Source organism: Pseudomonas putida (assembly GCF_028682635.1).
Lineage (GTDB): Bacteria > Pseudomonadota > Gammaproteobacteria > Pseudomonadales > Pseudomonadaceae > Aquipseudomonas > Aquipseudomonas putida_AE.
This window is the reverse complement of the sequence record NZ_JANHLK010000013.1, coordinates 136,530-152,374: the sequence shown is the minus strand read 5'-3', so window position 1 is coordinate 152,374 and position 15,845 is coordinate 136,530. Positions and strand designations below refer to the sequence as shown.

The following is a 15,845-nucleotide window of genomic DNA, read 5'->3' as shown; positions in this document are numbered from 1 at the left end:
AGCTGGGTAATTGTTTTGCAGGAGGTTCTGGGGTTTCGATGCTCAAAGGGTCAGCTGGATATTCATCTGCGAGGGGCTTTAAGTCGATCAGCAAGTACGCCTTTGACCTTGTCGAGCAACTGGTCGATGGGCACCAGGTCGGCATAAGACTGTACTTGGTCATAGGTCATGTCCCGCGATGATCCCGGGGAAATGATTTCGATTTTTGCGACAGTAATACTATGCGCGACCCATCCAGGCGAGCTGATGGTCATACTGCCCGGAATATTTTTCACAAGGAATTCAGGTGCCTCGTCAGCCATTAGAATATAGGCGGCAAGGGGCGCTGCTTTAGCGAGAATAAGATTAGTGGCGACAAGATGCTCTTCCAGGTTCAGCAAGATTTGAGTGGGGTGCAGGTCCGCATTTTTGGGTTGGTAAATTTCATAACCCTGCACGCGACCTTTGCTTTGCACCTCACCTATGTTCGGATCAATGTTCAAAACGATCGCTGCCATGAGGAGTTGTTGCAGATCCTCTTTGCGGGGTGGCTCATCCACGTCGCTGCCGTACCAGCCTAACGCTTCAATGCTGTCCTGCGCGACATTCATACCGATCATGCCTTTCATGAACGCGTCAATACATTCAGCCAAGTCCAGTTTCTCGTTGACCAGCGTGTTCTGGTAATGTACGAAAAGGCTATTCAAGAGTTGGCCTGTGCCACCCAGCCCAAACGCTGTCGTTATGTTCCTGATTGTTTCGCGCTGAACGAGAGACAATGCAGTCGGGGAGATTTGCGGGTCCTTGAGTATCTCGTAATATTTTCCCGTTCCAGATAATGCAGGGCGTCCTTTCTGGAAAACAACCATCAGGTGGGCAAGTTGCTGGGCCGTGGAGGGCAGAGGATACCCATAAAATCTGATCCACTGCTCTACGTTGATCTTGCCAGCGCTGTAAATGGAGCCACCCGCGTTGGTCGCGTATTCACTGAGTTCATCCAGGTGTCGGTTGAGAGTTTCATTCTCCTTGAGAAGGTCATCGATTTGCATGGGCGTGTCGTCAATCACGACGTGAAGCTCTTTGTTCGAGTTGCACACGTAGCTGGCGGATTCGGGAAGGCTGGATAACTCCTCCAGGCTCATGAACTCGTTGCTTTCCAGCAGGTCGTTCAGTTTGGCTTGGCCCGCACGTTGAGCTAACTCCAGAGCGCTTCCCGGGGTGGTAGAAATAAGCAGGTTGCTTAGTTTGAATTCGACGTTTGCATCGGGGAGGTCATTGACATATCCCTCCAGCGACTCAATGATGAGGTTTTTTTCTAACCTGTTTGCCTCCAGCAAGGCAACGATGTCGGATTTTAAATTTTCAATAGTCGATGTCTTGCGAAAATCATATTTAAGAGTATTCATCAATAAATCCTTTTGTTGATGATCTCGCAGGCGAGCGCGAGTCTGTGGAGATAACCGGGTAGGACGGTTTGCAGGGTGTTTGTGATTGTTCAGTTGCAGAGTAGGGCCGGCGATATTGAATTTGCCAGAGGGTATGTTGTGCTTTTTGTTTCTTGCGGGGAGTTGGTTTTCAAGGCGGCCAGGTTTCTGGCCGGCTATGGCAATGATTATAAATAAATGGGGTATTCATTTGGGCAGGTTTGTAAGCGGCTCAACCAGTATACCTTTAACCTTGTCGCGCAACTGATCGATGGAAAAGGGTTTGCCAATCAGGTGCATGCCATCCGGAACATCGATATTTTCTGCGTAACCACTGGCGAACAGGATGGGCAGGGCGGGGCGCAGGGTACGCGTTTCAATGGCCAGCTCGCGGCCGTCCATGCCCGGAAGACCGACATCGGTCATCATCAGGTCAATGTGCTGGCCCATGTCCTTGATCAGCTCCAGCGCCTGTTCGCTGCCATCTGCTTCAAGCACCTTGAACTCCAGCTCCTCCAGCACGTCGACAATCAACATGCGCACGATGGCATCGTCTTCGACGACCAGGATGGTGGGGGCGTTGGTGATCATGATGGCGCTCTCGAAAGGGTGGTTAGGTTTTCGGCCGATCAAAATCGCCGGCTCTCTTGCATGAGTAAGTGACGGATCCCGACAAGTTCCCCATGCGCTATAAAAAGAATGGCGGCATACGCCTGGGCAAAGGATAACCGCTGTGCAGGCGCGGCAGCAGTGGAATGTGGGATTTTGCGCCCATCGCTGTGAGAAAATTCGATCATTACGTCAGTTTTGGGGCAAACTCCTTGGTTTTCATCGGTTCAACAAGGCTTAACTATGACCTCTGAGTCTTCGGTTGATGAGCAGCGATTCCGTAAGCTCCTGAGTCGCAACATCAGCCTGCCGCTGGGCGTCGGCGCCATCAGTGCGGTTTTCTTCGTGTCGCTGATCACCTATCTGCTGTCGACCATCCAGTGGGTCGAACACACGGACCGGGTGATCAATAACGCCAATGAGGCGGTCAAGCTGACGGTCGATCTGGAAACCGGCATGCGCGGTTTCCTGCTCACCAGCGATGACAAGTTCCTTGAACCCTATGAAACGGCCAAGCCGCGCATCGAGGTCGTGCTCAAGACCCTGCTCGAGCTGACCGCCGACAACCCGGTCCAGACTGACCGCTTGCACAGGCTGGAGTCCTTGCAGCAGGAGTGGGCCGGTTACGCGCAATCGATGATCGAACTGCAGCGCGCCAACGGTGACTACCGCGGGGCGGTCAGGACCGGGAAAGGCAAGCGCCTGACCGATGAGATCCGCAAGCAGTACGAAGACGTGATCGACATGGAGCAGCAGTTGCGCGCCACGCGCAACGAGGAAGTGCGTCGTACCACGATCTGGAGCATCACCCTTTATCTGTTGTTCATTGCCGCTATCAGCGCATTGCTGGCGTACATCGGTCGTCGCGATCTGGTCAATCTGTCGCAAAGCTTCGCGGCGACCCTGGCGGCGCAACAGGCCAGTGCCCACCGGCTGGAGCAACAGGCCTGGCTGCGCAACGGCCAGACCCAACTGGCCGAACAAGTGCTGGGGCAACTGTCGCTGAACCTGCTGGGGCGCAACATCCTGCAGTTCTGCGCGCAGTACCTGGGCACTGCCGTGGCGGCCATTTATGTACGCGAAGAACACGGCGGTCTGCGCCGCGTGGCGTCCTATGGGTTTTCCCGTGAGCAGCAGGAGCGTGAGCAGCAGATCTACAGCGACGAAGGCATTGTCGGCCAGGTGGCGCAACAGGGCCGCCTGATTCGCCTGGACGATGTGCCCAGCGACTATTTCAAGGTCAGTTCCGGTCTCGGCGAAGGCTTGCCGCGCAGCGTGCTGGTGGTGCCGACCAGCGACGACGACCGGATCAACGGCGTGATCGAATTGGGCTTCCTGCGCCCGCTGACCGAGCGGGACATCGATCTGCTGGAGCTCATCGCCGGCAATATCGGCACCTCAATCGAGGCCGCGCGTTATCGCCAGCGCTTGCAGGAGGTGTTGGCCGAAACCCAGCAGCTCAACGAAGAACTGCAGGTGCAGCAGGAAGAACTCAAGACCGCCAACGAAGAGCTTGAAGAGCAGTCAAGGATTCTCAAGGAATCCCAGGCCCATCTGGAAACCCAGCAGGTCGAGCTGGAACAGACCAACGAACAGCTCGCCGAACAGGCGCAGGTGCTGGCCGACCAACGCGACGCCATGGACCTGAAGAATACCGAGCTCAATCAGGCCCAGACCCAGCTCGAAGAGCGTGCCGAAGAATTGCAGCGTTCGAGCAAGTACAAGTCCGAATTCCTTGCCAACATGTCCCACGAGCTGCGCACGCCGTTGAACAGCTCGCTGATCCTGGCCAAGTTGCTGGCGGAAAACCCGCAGGAAAACCTCAGTGCCGAACAGGTCAAGTTCGCCGAGTCGATCTACTCCGCCGGCAACGACTTGCTTAACCTGATCAACGACATTCTCGATATTTCCAAGGTCGAAGCCGGCAAACTGGAGATACGCCCGGAAAACACCAGCGTTGCGCGCCTGGTGGACGGCTTGCGCGGCATGTTCCAGCCCCTGGCGGCGGACAAGCAACTGGAGTTTGCGGTCGAGTTGCAGGACGGCGCGCCATTGATGATGTATACCGACCGCCAGCGCGTGGAGCAGGTGATCAAGAATCTGCTCTCAAACGCCGTGAAGTTCACTGAGCGAGGCCGAGTCAGCCTGACCGTGAGCGCGGCGCCGAACAACGGCATAGCCTTTATTGTCAGCGATTCGGGGATCGGCATTGCCGACGATCAACAGGAAATCATTTTCGAAGCCTTTCGCCAGGCCGACGGCACCACCAATCGTCGTTATGGCGGGACAGGCCTGGGCCTGTCGATTTCCCGCGACCTGGCCGCGCTGCTCGGCGGCTCGATCAACGTCACCAGCACGCCGGGGCAGGGCAGCGCGTTCAGCCTGATCCTGCCGCTGCAATATGTCGAACCGGGCGAGGAGCCCGTCGAGCCGATGCGTGCCTCGCCGACCCACACGAGCACCCGGGTTGCGCCCGTCGCGATAGCGCAGGCACCGGTCCAGGAGATCGCGCGTTTCAACGATGACCGTCTCAAGGCACCTTTCGACGTGCGCTGTATCCTGGTGGTGGAGGACGAGCCGAATTTTGCCAACATCCTCTATGACCTCGCCCATGAACTGGGTTACCAGTGCCTGGTGGCCCACGGCGCTGACGAAGGCTACGACCTGGCCCGGCAATTCGTTCCGGATGCCATCCTGCTGGACATGCGCCTGCCGGACCATTCCGGGCTGACCGTGTTGCAACGCCTCAAGGAGCACGCCGAGACCCGGCATATTCCGGTGCATGTGATTTCCGTCGAAGACCGGGTCGAAGCCGCGATGCACATGGGGGCCATCGGTTATGCGGTCAAGCCGACCACCCGCGAAGAACTCAAGGAGGTGTTTGGGCGCCTGGAAGCCAAGCTGACCCAGAAGGTCAAGCGCGTGCTGCTGGTCGAGGACGACGATCTGCAACGCGACAGCATCTCCCGGCTGATCGGCGATGAAGACATAGAGATCACCGCCGTTGGCCTGGCGCAGGATGCCCTGGCACTGCTGCGCACCACCGTGTTCGATTGCATGATCATCGACCTCAAGCTGCCGGACATGCTCGGCAACGATCTGCTCAAGCGCATGTCCACCGAGGACATCTGCTCGTTCCCGCCGGTGATTGTCTATACCGGGCGCAACCTGACCCGGGACGAAGAGGCCGAACTGCGCAAGTATTCGCGCTCGATCATCATCAAGGGCGCGCGTTCCCCCGAGCGCCTGCTGGACGAAGTGACACTTTTTCTGCACAAAGTCGAATCACGGTTGTCCCATGACCGGCAGAAGATGCTCAAGACCGCCCGCAGTCGCGACAAGGTGTTCGAGGGGCGCAAGGTGCTGCTGGTGGACGACGATGTTCGCAACATCTTTGCCCTCACCAGTGCGCTGGAGCAAAAGGGCGCCGTCGTGGTGATCGGCCGAAACGGCCGTGAAGCGATCGAGCGATTGAATGAATTCGAAGACATCGATCTGGTGTTGATGGACGTGATGATGCCGGAAATGGATGGTTTCGAAGCCACCACCTTGATCCGCAAAGAGCCGCGCTGGCGCAAGCTGCCGATCATCGCGGTGACGGCCAAGGCCATGAAGGACGATCAGGAGCGCTGCCTGCAGGCCGGCGCCAACGATTACCTGGCCAAGCCCATCGACCTCGATCGCCTGTTTTCGCTGATTCGTGTGTGGTTACCGAAGATGGAACGCATTTAGTGGAGCGTGATTATTCAGGGGAGCGCAGCAGCGAAATCGAACTGCGCTTGTTGATCGAGGCGATCTACCTCAAGTACAGCTACGATTTTCGCGATTACTCCGGCGCATCGATCAAGCGTCGGGTGGCGCATGCATTGAGCCAGTTCGAGTGCAACACCATCTCGGCGTTGCAGGAAAAAGTCCTGCACGACCCGACGGCGTTCATGCAGCTGCTGCAACTGCTGACGATCCCGGTCAGTGAAATGTTTCGCGACCCGTCGCACTTCCTCGCCATCCGCCGCGAGGTGGTGCCGTTGCTCAAGACTTACCCGTCGATCAAGATCTGGATCGCCGGGTGCAGCACCGGTGAAGAAGTCTATTCGATGGCCATCCTGCTGCGCGAAGAAGGCCTGCTCGAACGCACCATCATCTACGCCACCGACATCAATCCGCGCTCGCTGGAAAAAGCCAAGCAGGGGATTTTCTCCATGGAAAATGTCCGCGCCTACACTTCCAACTACCAGCAGGCCGGGGGCCAGTGCTCCTTCGCCGACTACTACACGGCGGCCTATGGGTACGCGATTTTCGACAAATCGTTGTGCGAAAACGTCACCTTCGCCGATCACAGCCTGGCGACGGACAGTGTGTTTTCAGAAACTCAATTAATTTCATGTCGCAATGTATTGATTTACTTCAATAAAAAACTACAGGATCGCGCTTTCGGGTTGTTTCATGAGTCGCTTTGCCACCGTGGTTTCCTGGTGCTGGGCAGCAAGGAAACCCCGGATTTTTCGGCCTTCGGCAACCAGTTCGAGCCGTTGGTCAAACAAGAACGGATCTATCGCAAAACATGAACAGCGCAACGGGCTTACCTTCCATTGAAGCGATTGTGATCGGTGCGTCGGCCGGCGGGGTAGAGGCGCTGCTGAACATCCTCGGACCCCTGCGTGAGGGGTTCGCATTGCCGATCATCGTGGTCCTGCACCTGCCGGACGAGCGCCGCAGCCATTTGGCGGAAGTTTTCGCCCGGCGTGTGTCGCTGCCGGTCCTGGAAGCCCGGGACAAGACCCCGGTCGAAGCCGGGACCCTGTATTTCGCCACGCCCGGGTATCACTTGTCGGTTGAACGGGACCGCAGTTTTTCCTTGAGCCTGGAGGACCGAGTGCATTATTCGCGGCCAGCCATCGATTATCTGTTCGAATCGTCCGCCGATGCCTACGGTCCGACCCTGGCCGCGGTGTTGCTGACCGGCGCCAACCAGGATGGCGCGCGAGGCTTGTCCCAGGTCAAGCAGCGTGGCGGGCTGACCATCGTCCAGGACCCGGAGGACGCCCAGGTCGCGACCATGCCCCAGGCGGCGCTGGATATCCTGCAACCCGACCACATACTCACCCTACGCGGCATCGGCCGTTTGCTTGTCGAGCTGGAAAGAATCGCATGCTAAGTAATATTCAGGCCAAACTGCTGATCGTCGACGATCTGCCGGAAAATCTGCTGGCGCTCGAAGCGCTGATCGCCCGTGAAGACCGTCTGGTCTACAAGGCGCTGTCTGCCGATGAGGCCTTGTCGCTGCTGTTGCAACACGAATTCGCGATGGCCATCCTCGACGTGCAGATGCCCGGCATGAATGGCTTCGAGCTGGCCGAGTTGATGCGCGGTACGGAAAAGACCCGAAACATCCCGATCGTGTTCGTCAGCGCCGCCGGTCGCGAACTGAACTACGCGTTCAAGGGCTACGAAAGCGGCGCCGTCGACTTCCTGCACAAACCCCTGGATATCCAGGCGGTCAAGAGCAAGGTCAACGTCTTCGTCGACCTTTACCGCCAGAGCAAGGCCATGAAACAACAGGTCGAAGCGCTTGAGCGCAGCCGCCGCGAGCAGGAAGCGCTGCTCCAGCAGTTGCAGAGTACCCAGCTGGAGCTGGAGCAGGCGGTGCGCATGCGCGATGATTTCATGTCCATCGTTGCCCATGAGGTGCGCACGCCGCTCAATGGCCTGATTCTCGAAACCCAGTTGCGCAAGATGCACCTGGCCCGGGACAACGCCGCGGCGTTTACCCTCGACAAGATGCACGCCATGGTCGATCGCGACGAACGGCAAATCAAGAGCCTGATCCGCCTGATCGAAGACATGCTGGATGTGTCACGCATCCGCACCGGCAAGTTGTCGATCCGCCCCACACACTTCGACCTGGCGGCGCTGGCTCGGGGTTTGGTACAGAATTTCGCCCCGCAGATCGAGGCCGCCGAGGCGTCGGTCAGTCTTGACGCCGAGCAACCGGTGATGGGCGATTGGGATGAATTTCGCATTGAACAGGTGATTTCCAACCTGCTGACCAACGCCTTGCGTTATGGCGCCAAGAGCCCGATCAGCCTTAAGGTGTACAGTGAGAACGGTGAGGCACGGGTCGAAGTCCGTGATAGCGGAATCGGCATCAGTGAAGAGAACCAACAGCGAATTTTCCAGCAATTCGAGCGCGTCTCGGCCAACCATGTTGCCGCCGGGCTGGGCCTGGGGTTGTTTATTTCCGAACAGATAGTTGCCGCCCATGGCGGCACCATTACCGTCGAAAGCCGGATTGGCGAAGGCGCCCTGTTTCGCGTTTGTCTGCCGCTGTAGGAAAACAGCCAGATAAACGCAACCTCTGATCGACCCCACGGTCGTATCAGCAGCTATTGACCGAACAAAGGCTTCCCATGAGTGAAGATGCACAAGATGTAGTCCTCGTCGTCGAGGACGATCCCTCTATCCTGATGGTGCTCTCGGCCTACCTGTCGGGGGAGGGCTACCGGGTCCTGCAGGCCGAGAACGGCGAGCAGGCCTTTGAGATCCTCGCCAGCAAGCCGCACCTGGACATGATGATCACCGACTTCCGCCTGCCGGGCGGAATCTCCGGCGTGCAGATCGCCGAACCCGCGGTGAAGCTGCGGCCCGAGCTCAAGGTGATTTTCATCAGCGGCTACGCCCAGGAAATCCGCGAGACGGACAGCCCGATCACGCGCAAGGCACCGATTCTGGAGAAGCCCTTCGATCTCGACCGATTGCAGGAAATGATGCAGGAAATGCTGTCGTAGGAGCTGCCGAAGGCTGCGATCTTTTGACCTTGCTTTTTTATAGATCAAGATCAAAAGATCGCAGCCTGCGGCAGCTCCTACACAGGGAGTGGTGTGTTCTGAACGGGATCAGGCGCGAATCATCTCCTGCACCTTGGCCGTCAACAGGTCGAAGGTGAATGGCTTGGTGATCATCTGCATGCCCGGATCGAGGAACCCGCCGCGCACCGCCGCGTGCTCGGCATACCCGGTGATGAACAGGACCCTCAGGTCCGGCCGCAGCTGCCGGCCGATTTCCGCCAGTTGCCGGCCGTTCATGCCGGGCAGGCCGACGTCGCTGATCAACAGGTCGATGCGCTGGGTCGAGTCGAGGATCGGCATTGCCGTGTCGGCATCACAGGCCTCGACGAAGGCATAGCCCAAGTCGCCCAGCACGTTGCTGACCAATTGCCGCACCGCCGGATCGTCCTCGACGATCAGCACGGTCTCGCCGTTTTGCGCGTAGGGAGGATGTTCCGTGTCGATCGGCTGGTCCTCGGGCAGGTCTCCGCCAAAACGCGGCAGATACAGGTTAACCGTGGTGCCTGTGCCGACTTCGCTATGAATGGCGACATGCCCGCCCGATTGTTTGCTGAAGCCATAGATCATCGACAACCCGAGGCCGGTGCCCTGGCCGATGGGCTTGGTGGTAAAGAACGGGTCGAAGGCTCGATTGATCGTACTTTGCGGCATGCCGCAGCCATTGTCGGTGACGCTCAGTACCACGTAGTCGCCGGGCTTGAGGTTGCCGTGGGGCTGGGTGAATTCGGCGTCCAGGTGGCGGTTGGAGGTCTGCACCAGCAGTTTTCCGCCATTGGGCATGGCGTCGCGGGCATTGATGACCAGGTTGAGCAGGGCGCTTTCCAGTTGATTGGGGTCGGCTTCGGCGACCCACAGCTGCTCGTCCAACTGCATGTCCAGGTGAATGCTTTCGTTGATGCTGCGCTGCAACAGTTCGCCCATGGACACCACCAGGGTGTTCATCTGCACGGGCTTGGAATCGAGCGACTGGCGCCGGGAAAACGCCAACAGCCGGTGGGTCAGGCTCGCGGCGCGGTTGGCCGAAGTCACGCCGAGGTCGATCAGGCTGTCGAGATCCTCGGTGCGCCCCCGGGCCAGGCGTCGGCGCAACAGTTCCAGGCTGCCGATGATGCCGGTCAGCATGTTGTTGAAGTCATGGGCGATGCCACCGGTGAGTTGGCCGACCGCTTCCATTTTTTGCGACTGACGCAACACTTCCTCGTTGTGGCGCAGTTGTGCGGTGCGCTCTTCGACCTGCTGCTCCAGGGTCTCGAGGGTGTTTTGCAGGCGCAGCTCGCTTTGGCTCAGGTCCACCAGCCGATCCCTGGCTTCATATTGTCGTCGGCGTCCGCGCAGGGCGGCGGCGACCATGCTGATCAAGGTTTCCGGGTGGAAGGGCCGTTCCAGGTACGTGACATTGCCCAGGAGGGGGCCAAAGCGTGACGCCGGATTTTGTTCCGGGCCACCGTGGTGGGTCAGCAGCACGATCGGCAAATCGGACCAGGCCGGTTGTTGCTCGATCAGCCCGAGCAGCGGCTCAAGGTCGCTGTGCAGCAAGGCTTCGCTGGACATGAGCAACAAGCCGGCGCCTTGCTCCAGTTCCTGGCAAAGCCCCGGCAGGTCGTTGCTGACGACTCCGGCGAAGCCTGCCTCGTTGAGCAGCATCATGGCGATCTGACTGTCGCGCCCGAGCGGTGCAAGAATGATCGCTCGCTCGGACGTCGCTTCATGGACGATCACGGGCTTTCATCCCCGAGCAGGGGATTGCTCGCGCCCAGGTAGGTTGGCACACCGCGCAACACGCCCTGGAAGGTTTCCAGCGGCTCGCCGATGGTCATGCCGTTGCCATTGATCTTGTATTCGCGGATGGTCGATTCATGGCTGCCGGTGCGTTTCTTGATGATCGAAATGGCTCGCCGTACCTTGCCCAGGGCTTCGAAATAGCGCAACAGGATGACCGTGTCGGCGAGGTAAGTGATGTCCACCGGGGCCTGCATGTCACCGACCAGGCCATGCTGGGCGACCGTCATGAAAGTCGCCGCGCCTTTGCGATTGAGGTACAGCAGCAGCTCGTGCATGTGCAGCACCAGGGCGTTTTCTTCGGGCATCGCCGCTTGATAGCCGTTGATGCTGTCGATCACCACGGTCTTGATGTCGCCCTCGTCGACGCAGCGCCGCACCCGGTGGGAAAACTCGCCAGGAGAGAGTTCGGCAGCATCCACTTGCTCGATCAGCAAATTGCCGGTGTCTTGTAAGACTTTCAAGTCGATGCCGATGTTCTTCATGCGTGCGAACAGCAGGCCCAGTTCTTCATCGAAGATGAACAGGGCCGCTTTCTCGCCTCGGGAGACGGCAGCGGCGGCAAAAATCATCGAGATCAACGACTTGCCAGTGCCGGCCGGGCCGAGGATCAGCGTGCTTGAGCCGGTCTCGATACCGCCGCCAAGCAGCGCATCCATTTCGCGGATGCCGCTGGTCAATTGTTGGCGCAGGTAATCGCCCCGGTGCTCGGCGGCCACCAGGCGGGGGAACACGTGGACGCCATCGCCCATGATGGTGAAGTCGTGATAACCGCCGCGGTATTTCTGGCCACGGTACTTCACCACGCGAACCCGGCGGCGCTCGGCGCCATAGTTGGGCGTCAGCTCCTCCAGGCGAACCACCCCGTGGGCGACGCTGTGCACGGTCTTGTCCAGGGATTCGGTGGTCAGGTCGTCGAGCAGCAGCACCGTGGCCTCGTAGCGCACGAAGTAGTGCTTGATGGCGAGGATCTGCCGGCGGTAACGCAGCGAGCTTTGCGCCAGCAGGCGAATCTCGGAGAGGCTGTCGAGCACCACGCGGGTTGGCCTGACGCGTTCGACCACTTCAAAAATCTGTTTGGTGGCCTCACCCAGCTCCAGGTCCGATGAATACAGCAGCGATTGCTGGTGCTCGGCCGTCAGCAGGCTTTCGGGGGGCGTCAGTTCGAAGATATGGACATTGTCGTCCAGCTCCCAGCCATGGGAGCGCGCACCCTGGCGCAATTCGCGTTCGGTTTCCGACAGGGTGATGTACAACGAGCGTTCGCCGGCTTTGGCGCCGGCCAACAAAAAGTGCAGGGCGACCGTGGTCTTGCCGGTACCGGGTTCTCCCTCAAGCAAAAACACGTGGCCGCGGGACAGTCCGCCATTGAGGATGTCATCGAGACCATCAATCCCTGTGGCGGCTTTTACGCTGATCAACTCGTTGGATGTAGACAAAAAATGCCCTCTCATGACTAGGGGAAGCGAGGCAGCACGTAAAGCATAGTCGGCTACCTGTTCACTTGACCTTTGGCGGCAATGAGCGTTCAACTTTTTGTAAGGAGAAGGCGTTGGGTGTTCGCAACCATTGTAGGAGCCGGCTTGCCGGCGAAGGCGATCTCAAGGACGCCTTCGCCGGCAAGCCGGGCTCCTACAGAAGCGCGCAGAAACATGGCATGGCGTTGTGTATTGGATCTTCTAGAGCCCTTGCTGCAACGCCGGATCATCCGGATTCATCTGTTCCAGCTGCGCCAACAATATCTGCACGTTCTGCAACTGCCCGCTTTCCTTCCAGTAATTGATCAGCAGCACCCGTGCCCGACGATCGTTCGGATGCCGCTGAACGATTTCCTGCAGCTGTTTCTGCGCCGCTTCCAGCTCCTGTTCGTCATGCAGCATCGTGGCCAGGTCGTAGCGGTAATCCCTGTTGTTCGGCTCCAGCTCCACCGCCTTGGACAAACCCAGCAGGGCGAACTCGTTTTGGCCGTGATGCAGCAACCACATCCCCAGCGCATGTTGCAGATAGGCCGAATCGGGTTGGGCCTTGAGTTGTTTGGCCAACAGTTGGCGGGCGGCGTCGACCTGGCCCAGTTTGTCCAGGACCTCGATCTGCATCACCAGTGCCGGCAGGTTGTCTGGCGCAAGGCGCAAGGTATGCTCAAGGGCCTGCTGGGCCTCCTTGAATTCGGCATTGTGCAGGTACAACCGGGCCAGCTGATATTGGTTGTCGGCGCTTTCCGGGGCGCTTTTCAGTACCTGTTGCCAGGCATCGATGGCCTGCTCCAGCGGGCCAAAATACAGGCCAAGATCATCGGGCGACAAGCCCAGCAGCGCATTGACGGCGGCGAAGCGCACGCTCTGCTCGCCGTCATCGAGCAACGGCCCCAGCAACAGGCTGCGTTGACCGCTGGGCACCAGCCCGCTGATGCTCCTGATCGCCGCGACACGGACCTGCGGCGCCTCATTCTGCAAGTCTGCATCCGCCAGTTTCAGCGCCACGGAACTGGGGTAGTTGGGCAGTTCGGCATGCAGCCAGACGCGCCGCTTGGGCGAAATGTCCGGGCGGGCCAATTGCTGGTAGAGCACCCGCGCGGCCCCCGGTTGGCCATTGCGGGCCGCCGTCAGCGCTTCGCTGTAGCCGCGCTTGATCGCTTCGGGCACCACCGGGGCGCTGCTGCGCAGGAACATCCAGGCAAGGCCGACGGCAAACAGGACACAGAGGCTGATGAGCAGATAGCGGCGGGACTGGGGCATGCAAAATCCGGAAGCTGGCAGGCTTGGGCAAAGCTGTCAGCTTCGGTCAGGCACGGCCTGGAGTCAAACCCTGACTGCGATACTCAAACCTGTCGAGACTGCGCCGCAGTGACTACGCTTGCTGGATTGGACTGGACAGGCGTGCCCATGCAAGCGCTGTTGTTATACTTCAAGGCAATGCTCAACCCCGGGCGCGGCGTGCTGCTGTTCGCCCTGCGCACCATCGCGGCCGGGCTGTTGACCCTGTACCTGGCGTTCGTATTCGATCTCGAGCAGCCCAAGTGGTCGATCATGGCCGTGGTCATCATCAGCCAACCCTTGGCCGGCATGGTGCTGGCGCGCAGTTTCGGCCAGGTCATCGGCACCACCCTGGGGGCGGCGGTGGCCGTGGTGATCATGGCGATCTTCCCCCAGGCGCCGCTGCCTTTCCTCATCACCTTGTCCCTGTGGCTGGCGCTGTGCACCGCCGGTGGCACCTTGTTGCGCTACACCAGCTCCCAGGCTTTTGTCCTCAGCGGCTACACGGCGGTGGTCGTGGGCCTGCTGGCGGTCCCCGACCAGGACGGCACCTTCATGCTCGCCGTTACCCGCGTGACCGAGACGCTGCTGGCGGTGGCCTGCGTCTGCGTCGTCAGCCTGCTGACCGCGCGCCCGGAGGCGGTGGCCAAGGAGTATTTCGACAGGATCGATCAGGTCATCAAGCTGCTGGCAACCCATGCCAGTGCCGTCATCCGCACCGAGGAAAGCGAGGCAGACTTTCACCGTCGGCAAATGCAGCTGCTGGGGCAGATCAGTGCGCTGGAGGGGGTACGCCGGCATCTGTATTACGACGCGCCGCGACTGCGCAGCGCCGACGACCTGGTGCAATTGCTCGGCAACCAACTGTTGCTGCTGACCGCCCGACTCACCGCCTTGCGCCACCAGCGCGAGTTGCTGCTGGAGCGCTGGGAAGGCGAGATCCCGAGCGAAATACAGCATTTGCTCGGCGAAGAACTGGTGTTCCTCGATGAACTGGCCCGCCAGGGACGTGCGCTGCCGGCTGAGCAGCGGCGCCAGTTTGCAGGGTTGCAGCAGCGTTTCGATGCGCTGGCCTACCGGTCCGAGCAACTGACCGAGCCTTTGAAGGCGACCTTGCGCTCACTGTCCTGGTCATTGCGTTGGGAACAAGCGCGGATGCTCGAGCAGCTGGAAACGATTCTGGAACTGAGCGACGTGATCCAGAGCGGACGCAAGGCCAGCAGTGTGTTTCGCGGCCAGGCCAATCCGCTGCACCTGGATTTCACCCTGGCGACGATGAATGCCATCCGCGCATGGTGCGCCCTGATGGTCGCCGGCCTGATCTGGATCGAAACCGGTTGGGACGGGGCGCGGGGCGGGATGGTGGTGACGGGGATCCTGTGCTCGCTGATGGCGACGTTTCCCCGGCCGTTGCTGGCTGTGCAGAGCTATGCCCGGGGGCTGGGCCTGGCGCTGGTGGTGTCGTCGGTGCTGCAGTTCGCGCTGGTGCCGATGATCAGCAGTTTCGAACTGCTGGCCCTGCTGCTGGTGCCGTTGCTCTATGCCGTCGCGGTGGGGTTGTCCAGCCCGCCGACCACGGGCACGGGGATTGGCCTGGGGTTGACGACTTTCCTGTTGCTGGGCCCGGCAAACACCGGTCTGGGGCAAAACACCGCGATCCAGTGGTTCGAGTTTGCCGGTGCCTACACCTGCGCCGCCGCGCTGGCATTGAGTGTGTATGCCTTGATCTTTCCGTTCCGGCCGGTCCTGCGCCTGCGCCGGTTGCATCAGGAGAATTGCGAGCAGGTCTACGCGTTGTTGAAATCCCCGCCCACCGATAAAAACCAGTTCGCCTTCGAAAGCCGCATCGTCGACCGCCTGACCACGATGCTCGGCCTGCTGCCGGCCATCCAGGACAAGCCAACGAGGGACCTGTTCGAAGTCAGTCTCGGTTGCATGGCGTTAGGCATCGCCTTGAACCAGCTCCGGCAGCAGGGGCAGGGCAACGCGCTGCTGAGTCCCGAGACGCAGAATCGACTGTCCGCCACCGTGCGCGAAACCGGTCGGCTGGTCGCCGGGCGGCCCGGCATCGACGTCGATCGCGTGCTCGACAGCCTGCACGGCCTGGGCGATGAACTGGACGCGCTGCACTGCAGTGTCCATGAACAGCTGTGGTCAGTGTTTCGCATGCGCGTGGCGCTGTTGATCGTGGTGTCGTTCCTGGAACGCCACCGTGCTCACTTCGAGCCCGAACCCTCGCCAGGAGTACCTGAACTTGCCCATTGATGTGGAAATAGGCGGCGTCTACCTGCCGCCGATCGCCCAGGCGCTATTGCTGGGGCTGCCGATTTTCCTGGTGCTGGACTGGCTGCTGCGGCGCCTCGGTGTGTTGCAGTTCGTCTGGCATGAAGCCTTGTTCGAAGGCGCGTTGTACGCCTGCGTGTGCGCGACGCTGATCCTGGTGATGGGAGCCTGAT

12 protein-coding genes are annotated in these 15,845 nt (G+C 59.8%); 7 read left to right on the top strand and 5 right to left on the bottom strand.

The genetic code is table 11. The features are described from left to right. Positions 1-62: 62 nt before the first annotated feature. Entirely contained in the window at positions 63-1,385 is a 1,323-nt protein-coding gene (locus NPS56_RS17855) for a hypothetical protein (protein ID WP_274075819.1), read from the bottom strand. Positions 1,386-1,610: 225 nt separating this feature from the next. Beyond that, on the bottom strand, positions 1,611-1,994 hold the full coding sequence (locus NPS56_RS17850; protein WP_274075818.1) for a response regulator: 384 nt from the start codon (positions 1,992-1,994) through the stop codon (positions 1,611-1,613). A 261-nt stretch (positions 1,995-2,255) separates the two neighbouring features. Here NPS56_RS17850 and NPS56_RS17845 point away from each other — a divergent pair, with 261 nt between their 5' ends. The 5 genes from NPS56_RS17845 (at position 2,256) to NPS56_RS17825 (ending at position 8,797) form a co-directional block, all read left to right on the top strand. Beyond that, a complete protein-coding gene (locus NPS56_RS17845; protein ID WP_274075817.1) occupies positions 2,256-5,744 on the top strand; it encodes a response regulator in 3,489 nt (1,162 codons plus the stop codon). Next, the gene (locus NPS56_RS17840; protein ID WP_274075816.1) at positions 5,744-6,577 is read left to right on the top strand and encodes a CheR family methyltransferase; all 834 of its coding nucleotides are present in this window, start codon (positions 5,744-5,746) and stop codon (positions 6,575-6,577) included. The genes NPS56_RS17845 and NPS56_RS17840 overlap by 1 nt, the downstream gene beginning before the upstream one ends. Further along, positions 6,574-7,167, top strand: a complete 594-nt coding sequence (locus NPS56_RS17835) for a chemotaxis protein CheB (RefSeq protein WP_274075815.1) — start codon at positions 6,574-6,576, stop codon at positions 7,165-7,167. The genes NPS56_RS17840 and NPS56_RS17835 overlap by 4 nt, the downstream gene beginning before the upstream one ends. Continuing rightward, a complete protein-coding gene (locus NPS56_RS17830) occupies positions 7,161-8,342 on the top strand; it encodes a hybrid sensor histidine kinase/response regulator (protein ID WP_274075814.1) in 1,182 nt (393 codons plus the stop codon). Before NPS56_RS17835 ends, NPS56_RS17830 begins: the two co-directional genes overlap by 7 nt. Positions 8,343-8,419: 77 nt before the next feature. Continuing rightward, on the top strand, positions 8,420-8,797 hold the full coding sequence (locus tag NPS56_RS17825) for a response regulator (RefSeq protein ID WP_274075813.1): 378 nt from the start codon (positions 8,420-8,422) through the stop codon (positions 8,795-8,797). Between the two features lie 108 nt (positions 8,798-8,905). Here the strand turns inward: NPS56_RS17825 and NPS56_RS17820 are convergent, their stop codons facing one another. The 3 genes from NPS56_RS17820 to NPS56_RS17810 all read right to left on the bottom strand — a co-directional run bounded on the left by NPS56_RS17820 (position 8,906) and on the right by NPS56_RS17810 (position 13,371). After that, the gene (locus NPS56_RS17820) at positions 8,906-10,576 is read right to left on the bottom strand and encodes an ATP-binding protein (RefSeq protein WP_274075812.1); all 1,671 of its coding nucleotides are present in this window, start codon (positions 10,574-10,576) and stop codon (positions 8,906-8,908) included. Further along, positions 10,573-12,075 (bottom strand): ATPase domain-containing protein, encoded by a 1,503-nt coding sequence (locus NPS56_RS17815; RefSeq protein WP_274075811.1) that lies wholly within the window; start codon positions 12,073-12,075, stop codon positions 10,573-10,575. The genes NPS56_RS17820 and NPS56_RS17815 overlap by 4 nt, the downstream gene beginning before the upstream one ends. 240 nt (positions 12,076-12,315) lie before the next feature. Further along, complete coding sequence (locus NPS56_RS17810) at positions 12,316-13,371, bottom strand: tetratricopeptide repeat protein (RefSeq protein WP_274075810.1); 1,056 nt, start codon at positions 13,369-13,371, stop codon at positions 12,316-12,318. 147 nt (positions 13,372-13,518) lie between these two features. On the opposite strand from NPS56_RS17810, the gene NPS56_RS17805 reads away from it, so the two are divergent. Beyond that, the gene (locus NPS56_RS17805) at positions 13,519-15,654 is read left to right on the top strand and encodes an FUSC family protein (RefSeq protein ID WP_274075809.1); all 2,136 of its coding nucleotides are present in this window, start codon (positions 13,519-13,521) and stop codon (positions 15,652-15,654) included. Beyond that, positions 15,644-15,844: a DUF1656 domain-containing protein gene (locus tag NPS56_RS17800; RefSeq protein WP_274075808.1), complete on the top strand. Its 201-nt coding sequence runs from the start codon at positions 15,644-15,646 to the stop codon at positions 15,842-15,844. Before NPS56_RS17805 ends, NPS56_RS17800 begins: the two co-directional genes overlap by 11 nt. Position 15,845: the final 1 nt, after the last annotated feature.